Origin of the sequence: Hymenobacter sediminicola, from assembly GCF_014250515.1 — a bacterium.
Taxonomy (GTDB): domain Bacteria; phylum Bacteroidota; class Bacteroidia; order Cytophagales; family Hymenobacteraceae; genus Hymenobacter; species Hymenobacter sediminicola.
Map to the genome: position 1 here is coordinate 4,230,971 of NZ_CP060202.1, position 14,422 is coordinate 4,245,392.

Consider the following 14,422-nt stretch of genomic DNA (forward strand, 5'->3'; position numbering starts at 1 on the left):
AGAAGGAAACCACACTACCAGCAGGCACACGTACAGCCACTTGCGTCTAAAGCAAAAAGCTAAAACAGGCTTCCTTGCACCGGTTGCGGAATGATGCGCGGTACCGGCACCTCCAAGCCAGTTAGAGAATTGAGCCGGGCCAGAAAATGCTGTGTCCAGACCGGCGTATGCATAATGTCCTTCTGGTGCACAAAGAAATAGACGCTCTGCAGACCCTGCTGCAGCCAGTTCGCAATCCGCTCGGCCCACAGGTCGGCGCGCTGATAGTCGGAGTTCACCAGACCGTGCCCATTGAACCGAATAAAGGCCGAGGGCGTGGTCAGGCGCATGTGCAACACGTCGCGGCGGCCGGCCACATCACTCAGCACCAGTGTTTTGCCAAGAGCCTCCAGCATAGCAGCCACAGCAGCAAACGCCACTTTATCAGAATACCAGCCTGGGTGCCGAAGTTCGACAGCCAGCGGTACGTCCGCCGGAAAATCGAGCAGGTAACGCTCCAGACGGCTCAGATTCTCAGTCCCGAAGGTGGGCGGCAGCTGCAGAAAGCACCACCCCAGCCGGTCGTCCAGTTCCCGAATGGAGCGGCAAAAGGTGGTGGTTAGGTCATCGGCATTGTAAAGCGCCCGGTCGTGGCTGATAACCTGAGGCAGCTTGGGGCAGAACTGAAAGCCTGGCGGCACCGCATCGCGCCACTTCCGGACAGTAGGTGCATCCGGAATGCGGTAATGAGTGGTATTGAGCTCCAAGCTGTTGAACTGCCGAGCATAGTGGTGCAGGTACTCCGCGTCGCGGATGCCCGCCGGGAAGTACGAACCCAGCCACGCTTTATTCGTCCAGATCGGGCACCCTACAAATACGTGTGGTAGCTCCGGCGCTGCAGTACGGGCCAGCAGCGCAGCCGTATCAGGGTGGTCCGGCGGGAGCCGGAAATCAACGTAGCGCAGGTCAGAAAGGCGGCCAAAATCCATGCAGCAACATACGGCAAAATGTGGGAGGCAGCCCAACGGAGAGCAAGCGTTTTTCGGGCCGAAACTGCCGGTAGGCCTGTCAGCCGAAAACGGACGACTGGTGTGAACTACTCTTATAAAAATTCCGAGACTTTTGCAACCACGCCAGAGCCTCATGTTGCATTAGAAGGACAAAATTTTTTAGGCAGCTGATAGTTTCATTTTTTCCTACTCAGCAAAACGCCTTTCCATAGTGCAAAACCCGCCTCAAAGAAACACAATCATGGATTTCGACCCAGTTTCGTCAATAGATTAAATGCAAATTTTCTTGTTAAAAGTAAATTTATCCGCGTGTGCGGAAGCTAGCCAGCTTGGTTCAGAGGCTTGAGTTTGCAGGGCGCTTCTAGATTTGTCCCGTTCACCAATGCAGAGTACTGATGAAGTTGCTTCTACGACTGAATGTCTCGGGCTTGATGACGGCCGTTTTGATTACGCTGTTGTCGACCCTCTTTTCTGAGGCCCGCGCCATGCGTTCCAGCGACGACGAAAAAACACCTACAGCGGCTACCCGCCGTTCGGCCGTACTGCGCGGCCGCGCCTCCTGGTACGGCCGGGAGCACCAAGGGCACCGCACCAGCAACGGTGAGCGGTTCGACCGTAACAAGTATACCTGCGCCCACAAAACGCTGCCCTTCGGCACCAGACTGCGCGTTACAAATCCCGAAACGCAAAAATCGGTAGTGGTGCGGGTATCAGACCGGGGCCCCTTCCGGCACCAGCGCATCCTCGACTTATCTGAAATTGCGGCCCGGCCACTAGGCATTGTGCAGCGCGGCGCCGTCTCGGTAGTAGCAGAAGTAGTTCCTTCCGACACGCCCCTCGGCCCAGCTGATGCGCCCGAGGACCTTGCTTCGCTCACAACTGATTCGCTCAATACTCTCACGGCCATCACCTCTATCCTACCCGGTTCTGCCGAAGCCACCGATGTGGTAGTGGTGCCAGAGCCGCAGCCCACCTTCGTGGTGCAGGCCGGCACGTTCGGTGATGCGCGCAATGCACAGGCTGTGCAGGATAAAATCAAGTCGCTCGATAGCAGCCTGACCGTGACGGTAGCCACTGGCTCCAAGGAAGGCAAACCCCTGAACCGCGTACTGGTTGGCAGCTTCCAGAATAAGGCCGAAGCGGATAAGGTTCGTCTTCAACTCCAGAAGTGGGGCATTGCCAGCTTGGTCCGGCAGGGCGAAAATATGTAGCGGAGCTTTCCTGTATACCCAGACTAGCCGTTGCCACGTTGTGGCAACGGCTTTTTTGTGCAGCTGTGGCATCACTTTTGTACTCCTCCAATCATATTACATCCTTTGTTAATCACTTTTATGAAAAAAATTCTTCTCGTAGGCTTGGGCTGCACTCTGGCTACTGCCGCTATGGCTCAGACAGAAAAAGGAGCCCGGTTTATTGGCGCTAATGTTGGTGACCTGAGCTACAGCCGAGGCAAGCAGAACTTTGGCAACAGCCGATTCTCTGTTTCGCTCTATCCATCGGTAGGCGTATTTGTAGCCAACAATTTTCTGCTGGGGGCCAATCTGGAGTTGGGCTATAGCAGCGTAAAGTCGGGGAACCTTTCCGGCGACTATTCCACCCGCGTGCTGCAATATGGAGTTTCGCCTTTTGCGCGGTACTATTTACCTGGCGCCAGTGCGCACCGTTTTTTCGGACAGGTCAGCGCCGGCGTTTTGGGCCAGACGGCCTGGTACCCGAACTACTATGATGGTGCGCGGCAGAGCTCTACTAATTTTGCGGGCCGCTTCGGGGTGGCAGTAGGCTACAACTACTTCCTGACGCCTGGTGCGGCATTGGAAGTAGTAGCGGGCTACGGCCATAACAGCAGCCGCAACGCCTTCAGCTCGGGTGCCCTGGACGTACGGGCAGGCTTTTCCATCTTCCTGCCTTCAAAAAGTACGGCCGCTGCTCCAACCGAATAATCACGCTACTGCAGTGCTGGCGCGGCGCGCAGACCCAGTTGGGTTTGCGCGCCGCGTTTTTTTGTCGGATGTTGTGTAGCAGACTTTTTGGTTTGCTCCTACTTATGCTGCGTTATGTTCGGGCTGTACTGGCTTTGATTACGGCTTTGTCTCTCACCTGGGTGCTCAACACCAAGCAAGGTGAAGTACCGCCGTTCGGTAAGTTTCTGAGTCCATTTCGGGGCTTCTGGCGCAACGCCGAAGCGGCCGATGCGCTGCCCACGCAGCAAACGCTCCGCCTGCCGGGCCTGCAGCAGCCCGTGCAGGTACGCTTCGACGACAAGCGCGTGCCCCACATCTTCGCGCAGAACGACCACGACCTGTATTACACGCAGGGCTACCTCACGGCGCAGGACCGGCTCTGGCAGATGGATTTTGTGACGCATGTGGCAGGCGGCCGCCTCTCGGAAATTGTAGGGCCAGCGCGGCTGGAAACCGACCGGTTTTTCCGGCGGATGGGCTTGCCGTTTGGGGCCCGAAAGTCGTTGGAGGTGATGATGGCCGACCCGACCACACGCACCGTGCTGACGTCCTACTCAGCTGGCGTGAATGCCTACATTCAGAGCCTGACGCCGGCCTCGCTGCCGTTTGAATACAAGCTGCTTGATTACAAGCCCGAACCCTGGGCGCCGCTGAAATGTGCGCTGTTGCTCAAGTACATGGCGTTTGATTTGAGCGGCCGCTCCGACGACCTACGCCTGAGCAACGCGCTGCGCAAATACGGGCCGGCCGTGGTGAAAGACCTGTTTCCGGGCTACCCGACCCGCGAAGACCCGATTGTGCCCGTCGGGACACCGCTGGATTTCACGCCGGAACAGGTGCCGCCCACGCCGGCCTCTTTTGAAGCGGCCATGTCCAATAGCACACCGCAACGGGAGCCCGACCCGGAACTTGGCTCCAACAACTTCGCGGTGAGTGGCTCCAAATCAGCTTCGGGATTTCCGCTGCTCGCCAACGACCCGCACCTGCAACTCAACCTGCCTAGTATCTGGTACCAAGTGCAACTAAGCGCGCCCGGCGTGAACGTGTACGGCGTTACCATTCCGGGGGCTCCAACGGTTATCATCGGTTTCAACCAGGAAGTGGCCTGGGGCGTGACCAACGTGGGAGCCGACGTGCTGGACTGGTACCAGTTGAAATTCAAGGACGATACTCGCCGCGCATACTGGCACGATGGCCGCTGGAAGCCCGTGCGCCGCGTGGTGGAGCACATCAAAGTGCGCGGCCAGCCCGACCGGCTCGATACGGTGCTCTACACGCACCACGGCCCTGTAGTGTACGACAAGCAGGAGAAGCCCTTCCTGCCCCAGACGCCCATTCGGCACGCCATGCGCTGGACTGCTCATGAAGGCGCCAACGAAGTGCTGGCTTTCTACCGCCTCAACCGCGCCCGCACCTACGACGACTACACCACCGCCCTAACCACGTACGGCTCACCGGCCCAGAACTTCATCTTCGCCAGCCAGCAAAACGACATTGCCATCTGGCCCAATGGCCGCCTGCCGCTGAAATGGCCGAACCAGGGCAAGTTTGTGCTCGATGGTACCGACCCGGCCTACGACTGGCAGGGCTGGATTCCGCAGGCCCAGAACCCGCACGTAAAGAACCCGGCGCGGGGCTTTGTGTCGTCGGCCAACCAATTTTCGGCAGGCCCGGACTATCCGTACTATCTGGGCTGGGATTTTGCTTCCTGGGAGCGGGGGCACCGCATCAACCAGCGGCTGGCCCGCATGACCCGCGTGACGCCGGACAGCCTGCGCCGCCTCCAAAACGACAATCTGGGGCTGAATGCCCAGCTGATGCTGCCGCGCCTGCTGGCCTTGGTGCCTACCGCCCAGCTTACGCCGGCTGAGCAGCAGCTACATAAGCAGATGCGCCGCTGGAATTACTCGTATGATGCCGCGGCCATTGCGCCCGGTGTGTTTGAGCTATGGTATACCAACCTCGTGAAACGCCTGTGGGCTGATGATTTTGGGTTGGCCGCCACCGGCTTGGAGATGCGCAACCCACCCCGCGACCGAACCAACAACCTGATTCTGCGCGAGCCCAACAGCCCCTGGATAGATGACCGCCACACGCCAGAACGCGAAACCCTGCCGCAGTTGGCACTGGCTTCCTTCCGCTTCGCCGCCGATTCACTCACCCGCAAATTTGGGCCGCTGAGCGAAAAATGGGCTTGGAAAAACCAGAAAAGCACCGACATTCTGCATCTGGCGCAGCTGCCCGGCTTCGGCCATATGGACCTGGACTGTGGCGGCGGCGCGGGCATCGTGAATGCCACGTCGGAGCGGAACGGGCCTTCTTGGCGGATGGTGGTAGCCTTGGGGCCGCGGGTGCGGGCTTACGGCGTGTTTCCGGGTGGGCAAAGCGGCAACCCCGGCTCCCCGGCCTACGACGACCTGCTGGAAACCTGGCGCATAGGTCAGCTTAATGAGCTGCTCTTTCTGCGCTCAGCTGACGAGCCCACCTCCCGCGTACGCGCCGCCTGGACGCTGGAGCGCTGAGCTATATCGGCTTATCTTCGCTACCGAAATCTTGCCTTATGCTGTTATCCTCCGTGACATCTGTGCGCCATGTGCTCCTGACCGGCCTACTTGCGACGCTTCCGCTACTCCCGGTTTCGGCTCAGAAGCGGCCGGCCACTAAAGCGCCGACAAAAACTGCAATCAAGCCAGTGGCTACCCCTGAAACAGTCTATGAGTTGTATCAGGTGCAGATTAAGCCCGAATATGCAGAAGGGCAATATGCTTTTCAGCAGTACCTCAAAAGCGCCCGGCTGCCGACAGATGTGCAGGACGGGCGGATACAGGGCGTGGTGCTGGTAGGATTTGTGGTGCGCCCCGACGGCCGCCTGACCGACACGTATGTAGCCCGTGGCCTCAGCGCAGCGACCAACGCCGAAGCCCTTCGGCTGGTGCAGGCTATGTCTCGTTGGCGCCCCGGTCGCCGCGAGGACAAGCCCGTAGCGACGCGCTATTCGCTGTCGGTCGTGTTCCAGAAGCCCGTATCGGAGACAGCACCTGACCTGTCAGGGCTCAGCTCTAACGATAGAGTGGTAGAAGAAGTGGGAGAGCCCAAAATCTACACTTACGTGGAGCAGATGCCGCAGTATCCGGGCGGCATGGAGGCCATGCAGAAGTATCTGCGCGAAAATTTGCGCTACCCCACCCAAGCCCGCACCGACCAAGTAGAGGGCAAAGTATTCGTGTCGTTTGTGATTCCGGCTGATGGTAAGCCCACCAATACTAAAATCCTGAAAGGCATCGGGGCCGGCTGCGACGAAGAAGCGCTTCGGTTGATAAAGAACATGCCGGCCTGGGCACCGGGCAAGCAAAACGGCCGTGTAGTAATGGTCAGCTACACGGTGCCTATCACCTTCCGCCTCACCACTAGCTCTGACCTAATGCCGTTGCCCGGAGCGACGGATGCCCCCACGCCCCCCGCGGTTGAGGATAAAATCTATACTTACGTGGAGCAGATGCCAACGCTGGGCGGCTCCGTCAGCGGCGTATCGCAGGCGTTGCAGGCCGCGTTGCAGCTTCCTGCTGAAGTCCGTGAAGGCCGTACCGAAGGGCAGGTGTATGTGAACTTCGTAGTGCGCCCCGACGGACGCGTGAGCGACGAGAAAGTGGTGCGGGGCCTCAGCGACGCCTGCAATGCCGCGGCACTTGCCGCCGTGCGGGCCTTGCCACGCTTTGAACCGGGCAAGCAAAATGGCCGTGTGGTGTCGGTGCAACTAACGGTGCCGGTGCTACTGTACGGTCCCAACCATGTGTTTGAAGGCGGCCAGGTCGCAACGCAGGCTAGCTTTCCGGGCGGCGGCACCGCACTACGCGAATACCTCACCGATAAGCTGAAAGAACCGAAAGTACTGAAGCAGGAAAACCTGCGCGGCGCTGTAGAAGTGCGGTTTGTGGTGCAGGCCGATGGCCGTATCGGTGCCACAGAAATAGTGCGCCCCCTCTGCCGCAGCTGCGACGAAGAAGCACTTCGCCTCGTGCGCGACATGCCTCGCTGGACGCCGGCCCGCAATGCAGCCGGCCAGCCGGTTTCGGTACGCCAGCAGGTTATCATCCCGATGCCCGCCGTTCCGGTAGCTCCGCGTGGCAGTACCGGCAGCATTCGTTGGGGTAGCAGCATTGGGCACACCGCTTTCATTTTGGTTCCGGCCGCCACTTCTGCCCTGCCCGCTTCTTTATGAAATCCTTTGCCTGGTTGCTGCTGCTGATATTGGTTTCGAGTGCCGGCCTGCAGATTTTTCTGCCGTGGTGGGTCATCACGCCACTTTGCCTGGTCCTGGCTTTTATCTGGCCTGTGAGTGGCGGAAAGGCTTTTCTGGCAGGGTTTATAGGCATCGGATTGGGGTGGCTGGTGCTGGCTAGCTGGCTGAGCGTCCGCAACGAAGGCCTACTGGCCCACAGGGTGGCGCAGTTGCTCCCGTTGGGTGGCCACGGCTGGCTGCTGCTACTCGTCACAACCATCTTGGGTGGGCTGGTTGGTGGCCTAGCTACTCTGGCCGGAGCGTGGTGCCGCTTTGCCTTTTTCACGCCCAAGAAACGACTAGCCAACTAACTCTGCCCTGGAATCCTTTGCAGAAGTAGCACTTAGTAGTATCTCGTGATGAAGCCTAATGCTTCCAGCGTATACACCGTCACCGATGAAAAGTGGTTGCCACCCTGGATTGGGCGCAGTTCTACCTGTGTTGCGCCGCGGGCCCGCATGGCGTTGTAGGCGTCCTGCGAGTTGAAATAAGGCACATAGTCATCGGCGGTGCCGTGGAAGAGGGCTAGCGGCGCCGTGGGCTTCCAGTCATAAATGTCATTGTCGCGGAAAGCGGCCAACATCTGCGTATCCGAGTTGTTCAGCACGCTGGCGCGGAATGAGCTGGCAAATAGCTGGCTGGCCTGCGTGGGCACCTCGCCAAACGGGTTAGCCTGCAACTGGCTGGCCCAGGGCTGGTTGAAGTAGTAGCTATACGGCCGGTTGATGCTGTACACGCGGTTGTAGGTGTCGAGCACCCACACGTAAGTACTCAGGAAACTCAGGGGCTGCGTCGACTCAAGAATATAGCGGGCAAAGGCTGTTTTATGATAGGCTCCGGCGCCCGGTGCACTGGCTGTCACAGTAAATTCGTCGGCGGCTGTTTCCTGCATCAGCTTGTGCAGCGCCATCGTGGCAAAACCACCTTCCGAATAACCCAGCAGAAAGTTTTTCTGGTTAAGGGCTACGTTTTCCTTCTGGCAGAATTCCTTCGCCGCCCGTAGCATATCCAGCGAAGCGGAAGCCAGCGAGGCGGCATGCTCGTACGGATGCGGCAGGGCTTTTGAAACGCCGTAGCCAATGTAGTCGGGCGCCGACACGATGTAGCCTGTGGAAGCCAGCACCGATACCGCCGAATACACTTCGCTGCCGGATCTGTAGTACGAAGGCGCCCGGCTCTCATCATCGGGCCGGATAGTGCCGTGCTGGTAGCTGAGCAGCGGCAGGGCCTGCGTAGTGACGGGCACCAGCAGCACGCCTGAGGCCGCAACCATCTGCCCATCGGGGTTTCGGGTGGTATATGTCAGTTTATACGCCCGAATAGGGTAGCGGACCAACGCGCCGGCCAGCGGGATTTCCGGCACCCGGCTGGCCAGCATGGTGGTACTGTACTCGCCAAGTAGCGTGCTGCTTACTAAATGCGTTTCGGGAGCTGCGGGAGCTTGCGCAAGCGGCGTGTCTTCTTTGATGCAGCTGGTGCTGGCCGTAAGCCCCAAGGCGGCCCATGAAACCAGGAGTCCGCGCGCTGCCCATAATTTGATTTTTTCGATGAGCATAGTAGACTACTGCTGTTGATGACAGCCACATAACACGCACCAATCCAAATAATTCGCTGCCGCCCCGATTCATGTAACGCAAGCCACGGTGCAACCCTTCGAATTCTGCACTAACTTTATCCAGCATCCCGCCTTCCTGATTTCGGACGTCGCCATTTACTGATTATGCTTCTTTCTTATCTATCTGCGCGCCATCGAAAAATGAGGCGGGCGCTATCTGTCGGCATTCTACTACTGGGAACTTTTTTCTCCCGCCAAGCAACAGCTCAAACCCACTCTACTTCTGAAGAAACCGCTGCTCCCTATGGCACAGTCTACTCATACGTGGAGCAAATGCCGGTATACCCTGGAGGACCAACCCAACTGCTCCGGGACCTGACAGCCAGCGTTGTGTATCCGGAAGTTGCCGTTGGGACGAACGTTGGCGGCAACGTATTAGTCGATTTTATTGTAGCTCCCAATGGGCGCATCTATGAGGTCAAGCTGAACAAAGGCATCGTATCCGGTCCCGGCCAGGAGGCAGCAGCGCAGGCGCTGAATGAGGCGGCTGTAGCAGCCGTTCAGCGCCTAAAAAAGAAGTGGCAGGCCGGGCGTCAGAACGGAAAAGCTGTTGCCGTATCCTTTACCGTCCCACTGGCCTTCGCCCCCTCCGGCCGGTAGAAGCATTGTGCAGAAGTCACTGTCGTCACGGGCTGAAAGCAAGTTCTGCTGGATACTTCAAGAAGTAACCTGTCCGCGCCTTGCCGCATTACCATCTTTATATCAGTCAGTTACACTTAACCCTAGCAGATTACAGCTGCAAAAGCCAGGTTAGATTTCGTTTCAGAGCAAACAAAAATCCCAGTGCTCTTACCGTAGCTGCACCGGGAAAACGTAACTTTCGGAAAACCCTTTCCATTCAGCTTGTCAGTGCGGTATCTTTCTTCTCTCAGCCTTGGGCTCACCTCGTTAGGTCTTGCCCTTACTCTCACCACCCTGCCGGGCTGCGGCTCCCGCTCCGGCACCGACTCGGAGAATGCCACCGCCGTTGCCGATACCGTTGCCAAGCCTGTGGTGGTTGATACCATCCAGCTCAAGCGCGAAGCCATGCGCCGCGACTCGCTCAAGGCCGACTCGATTGTGAAAAAGAGCGGCCAGCTGCCGGGCGCCATTCTGCCGGGCAAGCGCATCGTGGCGTTCTATGGCAACATTCGCTCCAAGGGCATGGGCATTCTGGGCCGCGAGCCCAAAGAACAGATGTTCCGCAAGTTTGCCGGTGTGCTGAAGGAGTGGCAGGCGGCCGACCCCAGCCGACCCGTGCAGGCGGCCTTGCATAACGTGACAATCACGGCCCAGGGCACTCCCGGCAAAGACGGCAAATGGCGCCTGATGAACTCCAAGGCAACCATTGAGGAGGTAATTGGCTGGGCCAAGGAGCACAATTGCATTATTTTCCTGGATGTGCAGCCTGGCCACAGCACCCTGCAGGCCGAGCTGCCTAAGCTGGAACAATACCTCAAAGACCCTATCGTACACCTGGGTATCGACCCCGAGTTTTCGCTGTCTACCATGCCCGGCGTACGCCCCAACCAGCGCATCGGCACCCTCGACGCCAAAGACGTAAACTTCACGGTGAACTTTCTGGCCCGCATCGTGAGCGAAAACAAGCTGCCGCCCAAGGTTCTGACGGTGCACCGCTTCACGCGGAAAATGATTTCCAACTACAAGAACATCAAGCTCGATCCGCGCGTGCAGATTGTAATGCACATGGACGGCCACGGCGACCCCACCCTCAAAAAGGATTCCTACCAGCATTACATCGTGAACGAGCCCGTGCAGTACACCGGCTTTAAGCTGTTTTACGAGTACGACGCCCGCCCCAAGCCTCACCACATCATGACGCCCGCCGAGGTAATTGCCCTGAAACCCTCACCGCTGTACATTCAGTACCAGTAGGCCCGGTGCTCCCCCCAGCAACAAACACAAAGCCCCGCCAGCTGGTAGCTGGCGGGGCTTGTTGCATAGGTGTGTTAGTAGAGCGGGTTATTTGATTGAGCGTTGGGCACGGCGCGCGGCCCCAGCTACCTGAGGCGAAGCTACTGCCGGCTCGGTGGGCAGCAGCGTAACGTTCTGGATGCCGCCGCCGCGAACTGTTATTTCTTCGTCGGTGTAGCCGGCATAGCCCACCAGAATGACCGTGCGGCCCGCGGCCAGTGGTAGCTGGTAGCGCCCATCGGAATCGGTGCTGACTCCGTAAGGGCTGCCTTTCCAGACTACTGTGGCTCCTACCAGCGGCTTGCCTTCCTCATTCAGAACTCGGCCTCTGACGGCCGTAGCAGTAGGACTTGTGGCTGTGGGTTCCGAGACGCCGCTCTTACCGTCAGCAAAGGCAGGGCCCGCCAGCATCAGGCCTGAGGCCAGACCCAGCGCAACGAAATACCGACGCACCAAAATGATTGAAGAGGGAGCAGCAAAGAAAGTGTACAGAGCAGACATGAGCAGTAGCAGGTATGCAGAACTATAGAGGAAAAGCGCTGAGTAAGTCAGACGCCCGTTTCAATGCAGTTCGTACAACCGTAGGATAGTAATTTGTTGACTTATTCAGGTTTTGAGTGTTACAATATTACTTATTTTAACTTTTCACAGAAAATATTATCCTAAATAAATTCTCATTTTAGGACAAACGTCTATAAATGATAGATGAACACCTTCTTTTGCCTGCCAAACACCTTCTGCATCCAAAACCGGCTAACGCAACACGGCCAGCTTACTCAGTAGACTGGCCGTGTTGCGTTGTATAAGCCAATGTGCCGCTAGTGCGCGGCGTTCAGGTCGATAGCTTCACCACGCTTAGCCCGCTTGATGAACAGTACCAGTGGCAGACAGATAATGAAGAACAGGCCGATCATCGAAAAAACCTGCGAATAGGTAATGATGGAAACCTGCTTCATCAAAATACCTTCCAGAGCTGCATACGCTTGTTTTTGCGCTTGATCGAAGGAAAAGCCGCGTGCCATAAAGTTGGCCGTGAAGGCCTGAATACGCTGCACGGTGTTGGTATCGTAGAGCGAGATGTGCGCCAGCGGGCTGATACGGTTCTGGGCAATACTGCGCTCCAAGTACGTACCCACAATGGCTACCCCAAATGAGCCCCCGAGCTGGCGAATCATGCCGGTGAGGCCAGCCGCCTGGCCCGCATCTTTGCCCGACAAGCCAGCCAGACTCATGGTGGTGATGGGCAGGAAAATCAGGCCCATGCCCAAGCCACGCACCATCAGTGGCCAAAAGAAGTCATCTTCGCCGGCCGTGGGCGAAATAATGTTTGCCATCCAGAAGGTAAAGACGAAGAAGATGAAAAATCCTACCGGAATCATGTACTTCTGGGGCACACCCGCCTGTAGCATCTTGCCGATAACGGGCATCATCAGACCCGAGGCCAGGGCACCGGGCAGTAAAATGTAGCCCGTTTGGGCCGCACTGAAGCCGAGGATGCGCTGGGTGAAGATCGGGAAGATAAATACTGAGGCAAACATGCCGAAGCCCAGCACAAACGACAGGATGCCCCCCACGGCTAGGTTACGGCTCTTGCCCAGCACCCGCAGGTCTACAATGGGTTGCTTAGCGGTAAGCTCGCGCCACACGAACCCCACCAGGCCGATGACTGCCAGCACGGTGAAGCTGTTGATGTAGGCACTTTCAAACCAGTCTTCCGTTTCGCCCTGCTCCAGTACCAACTGCAACGAGCCTACGCCCATAATCAGCAGAATGATACCAGCCCAGTCGATTTCGCGCAAGGGCCGAGGAATAGCATTTTTGATGCGCTCCGGGTCCCGAATGAACAAAATGGTGAAGATAGAAGCCAGGATACCTACTGGCACGTTCACGTAGAAAATCCAGGGCCAGTCGTAATTGTCTACGATATAGCCGCCCAACGTAGGGCCGATGGTGGGGCCGATGATGACGCCCATGCCAAACAACGCCTGGCCCAACGGCAGTTGCTTAGGCGGAAACGTGTCGATAAGAATTGACTGCGAAGTGGCCATCAGGGCGCCCCCACCGATGCCCTGCACGAAGCGGAAGGCCACTAGCTCCCAGATATTGGTGCTTTGCCCGCAGGCAATAGAGGCCAACGTGAAGAGAATGACCGATACGAGGTAGTAGTTTCTGCGGCCAAACTGCTCAGCCAGAAAACCCGTCATCGGAATCACAATAACGTTGGCAATGCCGTAGGAGGCAATTACCCAAGTCACCTCCTGCTGCGTGGCCGACAGGTTGCCCATCATTTGGGTCAGGGCCACGTTCACGATGCTGGTATCAATAAGCTCCAGCAAGCAGCACATCACCACCGTAACGACGATGATCCACTTGGTAAATCCGGTTTCCATTCGTTGCTGAGATGTGAGAAAAAGGAAGTGAGAACTGAGACTTTCCGTTTGGCCTGGGCTTCACGAACAAGTCCTGGTTCTCACTCCGCAATTCTCATGTCTGAAAATTTACTTGGTCTTCACCGTCGCTACCACGCTCATACCGGCGCGTAGCGGGTGCTCAGGATCTGCTTTGTCGAGCACAATTTTGACGGGCACACGCTGGGTTACTTTCACGAAGTTGCCGCTGGCGTTGTCAGGAGGCAGTAGTGCAAACCGGGCGCCAGTAGCCGCCGACAGCGACTCGATATGGCCGGCAAACTCCTGATTGGGGTAGGCATCCACCTCTACTTCCACCGGCTGGCCCACTTTCATATTTCCCAGTTGGGTTTCCTTGAAGTTGGCTACCACCCAGGTTCTTTCCGAAGCCACAAGGCCCATCAACTGCTGATTGGGGGTCACCAACTGGCCCGGCTGCACCGATTTTTTGCTCACAAACCCGTTCACGGGCGCTACCAGAGTCGTGTAGCTGAGCTGCAACTTGGCATTTTCGAGGTCGGCTTGGCGCTGCTTTACTACCGCTTCTGCTACGGCTACTTGCTGGCGAGCAGCTTCTACCTGCTGCTGGGCTACTTTCACCTGCTGCTGGGCCGTGTTGCGCTGGGCACTAGTCGATTTCAGATTAGCCTGCACAGCATCATACTCGCTCTGCGGAATGATATCTTCTTTGCGCAGAAACTCACTGCGTTTCAAGTCTTTCTGCAGGCGAGCTTGGTTAGCGTCGCTCACCCCAATAGTGGCTTGGGCGGTGCTCACATTAGCCGAGGCCGTACCAACGGCGGCACGGGCCGCCACTACATTGGCCTGAGCAGAAGCTAAAGCGGCCTCGGCAGCATTCACGCGCTGCTGGTAATCAGCGGGGTCTACGGTCAGCAGCACGTCGCCTTTCTTCACGGGCTGGTTATCTTCTACTTTCACTTCCAGTACCGGACCACTGACACGCGGCAGAATAGGATAGATGTCGCCTTCTACCTGGGCATCGTCGGTTTCTTCGTGGGTCTGGCCGAATTGGTAGCGCTGCCAGCCATAGTAGCCGCCCAGCAGCAATACCAACGCGAGAACGATAAAGATGATAGGACGTTTAGAGCGGCCTGCTTGCTCCTCCGCCACCGGCTCGTAGGCGGCGGAATGCGTTGGCGCTACGGCCGGATCGTGTTGAACGGGAGTTGCCATATGGGTACTTGGTTGTTCGTTGTCAGTTGGTGAGGGAGAGTGGGTGTCTGTTCAGAACAGAC

Annotated in this window: 12 protein-coding genes; 7 read left to right on the forward strand and 5 right to left on the reverse strand. The window is 57.6% G+C overall.

Annotated features, from left to right (window positions below; translation table 11 throughout):
* Window positions 1-59 precede the first annotated feature (59 nt).
* Window positions 60-968 (reverse strand): DUF72 domain-containing protein, encoded by a 909-nt coding sequence (locus H4317_RS18090; RefSeq protein WP_185887947.1) that lies wholly within the window; start codon window positions 966-968, stop codon window positions 60-62.
* Window positions 969-1,384: 416 nt separating this feature from the next.
* On the opposite strand from H4317_RS18090, the gene H4317_RS18095 reads away from it, so the two are divergent.
* The 5 genes from H4317_RS18095 to H4317_RS18115 all read left to right on the forward strand — a co-directional run bounded on the left by H4317_RS18095 (window position 1,385) and on the right by H4317_RS18115 (window position 7,540).
* Window positions 1,385-2,200 (forward strand): septal ring lytic transglycosylase RlpA family protein, encoded by an 816-nt coding sequence (locus H4317_RS18095; protein ID WP_185887948.1) that lies wholly within the window; start codon window positions 1,385-1,387, stop codon window positions 2,198-2,200.
* Window positions 2,201-2,320: 120 nt separating this feature from the next.
* Complete coding sequence (locus tag H4317_RS18100) at window positions 2,321-2,929, forward strand: outer membrane beta-barrel protein (RefSeq protein ID WP_185887949.1); 609 nt, start codon at window positions 2,321-2,323, stop codon at window positions 2,927-2,929.
* Window positions 2,930-3,033: 104 nt separating this feature from the next.
* Window positions 3,034-5,472, forward strand: a complete 2,439-nt coding sequence (locus tag H4317_RS18105) for a penicillin acylase family protein (protein ID WP_185887950.1) — start codon at window positions 3,034-3,036, stop codon at window positions 5,470-5,472.
* 38 nt (window positions 5,473-5,510) lie between these two features.
* Entirely contained in the window at window positions 5,511-7,169 is a 1,659-nt protein-coding gene (locus tag H4317_RS18110) for a TonB family protein (protein ID WP_185887951.1), read from the forward strand.
* Window positions 7,166-7,540: a hypothetical protein gene (locus tag H4317_RS18115; RefSeq protein ID WP_185887952.1), complete on the forward strand. Its 375-nt coding sequence runs from the start codon at window positions 7,166-7,168 to the stop codon at window positions 7,538-7,540. The genes H4317_RS18110 and H4317_RS18115 overlap by 4 nt, the downstream gene beginning before the upstream one ends.
* Window positions 7,541-7,572: 32 nt before the next feature.
* On the opposite strand, the gene H4317_RS18120 is transcribed toward H4317_RS18115, so the two are convergent.
* Window positions 7,573-8,784, reverse strand: a complete 1,212-nt coding sequence (locus tag H4317_RS18120) for an alpha/beta hydrolase family protein (protein WP_185887953.1) — start codon at window positions 8,782-8,784, stop codon at window positions 7,573-7,575.
* Window positions 8,785-9,117: 333 nt separating this feature from the next.
* On the opposite strand from H4317_RS18120, the gene H4317_RS18125 reads away from it, so the two are divergent.
* Both H4317_RS18125 and H4317_RS18130 read left to right on the forward strand, forming a co-directional pair.
* A complete protein-coding gene (locus H4317_RS18125) occupies window positions 9,118-9,444 on the forward strand; it encodes a TonB family protein (RefSeq protein WP_185887954.1) in 327 nt (108 codons plus the stop codon).
* Window positions 9,445-9,693: 249 nt separating this feature from the next.
* Window positions 9,694-10,719 carry a hypothetical protein gene (locus tag H4317_RS18130; protein ID WP_185887955.1) on the forward strand — a complete coding sequence of 342 codons (1,026 nt, stop codon included), beginning with the start codon at window positions 9,694-9,696 and terminating at the stop codon, window positions 10,717-10,719.
* Between the two features lie 87 nt (window positions 10,720-10,806).
* On the opposite strand, the gene H4317_RS18135 is transcribed toward H4317_RS18130, so the two are convergent.
* From H4317_RS18135 to H4317_RS18145, 3 genes are all read right to left on the reverse strand, one after another.
* Window positions 10,807-11,259: a carboxypeptidase-like regulatory domain-containing protein gene (locus tag H4317_RS18135; RefSeq protein ID WP_185887956.1), complete on the reverse strand. Its 453-nt coding sequence runs from the start codon at window positions 11,257-11,259 to the stop codon at window positions 10,807-10,809.
* A gap of 317 nt (window positions 11,260-11,576) precedes the next feature.
* Window positions 11,577-13,148: a DHA2 family efflux MFS transporter permease subunit gene (locus H4317_RS18140; RefSeq protein ID WP_185887957.1), complete on the reverse strand. Its 1,572-nt coding sequence runs from the start codon at window positions 13,146-13,148 to the stop codon at window positions 11,577-11,579.
* 108 nt (window positions 13,149-13,256) lie between these two features.
* Entirely contained in the window at window positions 13,257-14,360 is a 1,104-nt protein-coding gene (locus H4317_RS18145; RefSeq protein WP_185887958.1) for an HlyD family secretion protein, read from the reverse strand.
* Window positions 14,361-14,422: the final 62 nt, after the last annotated feature.